Here is a 2,563-nt window from a genome sequence, read left to right on the forward strand (position 1 = left end):
ATCAGTGGTGTGCGTAGACTGTCTGTTTTTATCAGATGGCAAAAGTTACAAATTCTGTTTTTTAGCTGGTTGCAGTTATATCATGCAGGAAAAGAATAATCAGAATATGCTCCTGGAGCTGGACCGGGTCAGCCATTTTTTTGACCAGCGGTTAGTGTTCAAAGATATCACCCTGAGCCTGGGCAAGGGCCAGGTGCTGCTTCTGGCCGGCCCCAACGGCGCGGGCAAGACCACCCTGGTTAATATCATGACCGGGTTGATCCGGCCCGTGCACGGAACTGTCCAGGCCGGCGTGCCCAGCGGGAAGACAGCCTACCTGGGGCACCATACCTTTATTTATCCCGGGCTCAGTGCCCTGGAAAACCTGCGGTTCTGGGCCGGGATGTACAGCCTGGACAGAAGCGAAAAAGAGTTTTTAGACCTGCTGGCCCTGGTGGGGCTCAAGGGCTTTGCCTATGAAAACGCGCGCACATTTTCCAGGGGCATGTCCCAGAGGCTGAGCCTGGCCAGGGTGCTCATGCTTGAGCCTGAACTTATTTTCCTGGATGAACCGGCCACCGGCATGGACGCCCAGTCCCGGCGCATGTTAAGAGAGGAAATTGGCAAGGCCAGGCAAAGGGGTGCTTCCATGGTCTGGGTCAGTCACAGCCTGGAAGAGGATCTGGATCTGGCAGACTTTGTTTTATACCTGGAAAATAAAAAGCAGGCTTACCTCGGCCCGGCCAAGGATTTCAGAGATCACTGCAGGGAGAACCAGCTGTGACCTCCAGGCCCCTGGCCCTCATGGCCAAGGATCTGCGGCTGGTGTTCGCCGACGGAGCAGGCATTGTTCAGCCGGTGCTTCTGGGTCTTATCCTGGTTTTTGTCTTCAGCCTTTCCACCCCGGTGGGTGAGGATGTATCACCGCAGGCTGCCGCAGCTATTTTCTGGCTGGCCACCAGCTTTGCAGTGATCCTGGTGTTCAACACCCTGTACAGCAGCGAGGGGGCCAATCAGTCCAGGATAGGGCTGCTTCTGGCGCCCATGCCCATACAGTACATATGGATGGGCAAGGCCCTGGCCGGGGGGGTGCTGCTGTTAATGGCCCAGGCGGTTTTTCTTCCGGCAATAGTGGTTTTCCTGGGACAGGACCAGGTAGTGTCCTGGCCGGGTGGAATCGGCTCCATCCTTCTGGTGGACTGGGGCCTGGTGGCAGTGGGGTCCCTTCTGGGGGCCATGTCCCAGGGGCACAGCGCCAGGGATTCCCTTTTAAGCGTGGTTATATTTCCATTGCTTATTCCTGTTCTGCTGGCCGGGATCAGCATGGGGTCCTATTTTCTCGGGGATGGATCAGGCGACGACTTAAGATCATGGATGGGGCTGGTTCTGGCGTTTAATGCAATGTTTACCGGCGCCGCTCTGCTTCTTTTTCCGTTTATCTATGGAGAGTACTGATAAAAGGTGCTTTTAACGCGCAACCATTCAGGGGATGCCTCAATCGGCCTGGGGACAGTCCCGCACTTATTTTTCCAACGCCCACAGCTGAAAATGGTTCATCAGAAAAAAATAAGTGCGGAACAGTCCCCAGGCCTGTGCCAGCAATCACTACCGAGGACCCCTGAATGGTTACTTTAACGCCGTGAGTAAATGTACAAAATGAAATACAGCGATACCGTTTCATCCCTGCTGGTCCCCCTGGCCCTGGCCGGCGGGGCGGCCATGGCCCTGGCGCAGTATTTTATCTGGTTTTACGCCCCTGTAGAAGCCACCATGGGCCTGGTGCAGAAAATATTTTATCTGCATCTGCCGGTGGCCTGGTGGGGACTGATATGTTTTTTCACTGTGTTTTGCGCCAGCATTGCTTTTCTCGTGCGCAAAAGTCCGGTCATGGACCAGCTGGCGGTTGCGGCGGCCGAGGTGGGGCTTTTACTCAGCACGCTGGCCCTGGCCACGGGCTCTCTCTGGGCCAGGGTGTCCTGGAACACATGGTGGACATGGGATCCCAGGCTCTCCACAGCTCTTATCATGTGGTTTATTTACGCCGGTTACCTGGTGCTGCGCCAGTCCATAGAGGGACAGCGCAAGATGCGCATGGTGGCTGCTGTCCTGGGTGTGGTGGCCTTTTTGAATGTACCCCTGGTATTTTTGTCGGCCCGCATGTGGCGCAGCATTCATCCCGCTGTGTTCGCCTCTGAGGGCGGCGGCCTGGAACCGGAAATGATGACCACTGTAGTGGTCTGCGTCATAGCCATGGGGTTAGTAACTGCGGCCCTGGTCCTGATGCGCTTCAGACAGAAAAACCTGCAGGAGCGGCTGTGGAATCTGTATATGTACAGGGATTGAGCATTGAGCATTGAGGGATTGAGGTATTGAGGGATTCAGGAATTGAGGGGAGCATCATGTGCTTAACACGGACTTTGGAGCAATATGCCGGCAACTGATTCCCTATACCACGCATACAGGGTATCTGTTTAGCGCTTTGCATGTGGCATGGGGACTGGCTCTTCCGGGACCCACTTGTCCCAAAAAATGAGATATTTTAAGCACAAAATGATGCTCAAGTGGGTCCCGGAGTGCCTGTCCC

Annotated in this window: 3 protein-coding genes; all 3 read left to right on the forward strand. The window is 55.2% G+C overall.

The window, feature by feature from the left end; all coding sequences use genetic code 11:
* Nucleotides 1-82: 82 nt before the first annotated feature.
* The 3 genes from D5S03_RS00265 (at nt 83) to ccsA (ending at nt 2,322) form a co-directional block, all read left to right on the forward strand.
* A complete protein-coding gene (locus D5S03_RS00265) occupies nt 83-763 on the forward strand; it encodes an ABC transporter ATP-binding protein (RefSeq protein ID WP_008870368.1) in 681 nt (226 codons plus the stop codon).
* On the forward strand, nt 760-1,434 hold the full coding sequence (locus tag D5S03_RS00270; protein ID WP_008870369.1) for a heme exporter protein CcmB: 675 nt from the start codon (nt 760-762) through the stop codon (nt 1,432-1,434). The genes D5S03_RS00265 and D5S03_RS00270 overlap by 4 nt, the downstream gene beginning before the upstream one ends.
* A 201-nt stretch (nt 1,435-1,635) precedes the next feature.
* The gene (gene ccsA / locus D5S03_RS00275) at nt 1,636-2,322 is read left to right on the forward strand and encodes a cytochrome c biogenesis protein CcsA (RefSeq protein WP_287042355.1); all 687 of its coding nucleotides are present in this window, start codon (nt 1,636-1,638) and stop codon (nt 2,320-2,322) included.
* Nucleotides 2,323-2,563: the final 241 nt, after the last annotated feature.

It is taken from the genome of Desulfonatronospira sp. MSAO_Bac3 (assembly GCF_003838035.1).
GTDB lineage: Bacteria > Desulfobacterota > Desulfovibrionia > Desulfovibrionales > Desulfonatronovibrionaceae > Desulfonatronospira > Desulfonatronospira thiodismutans.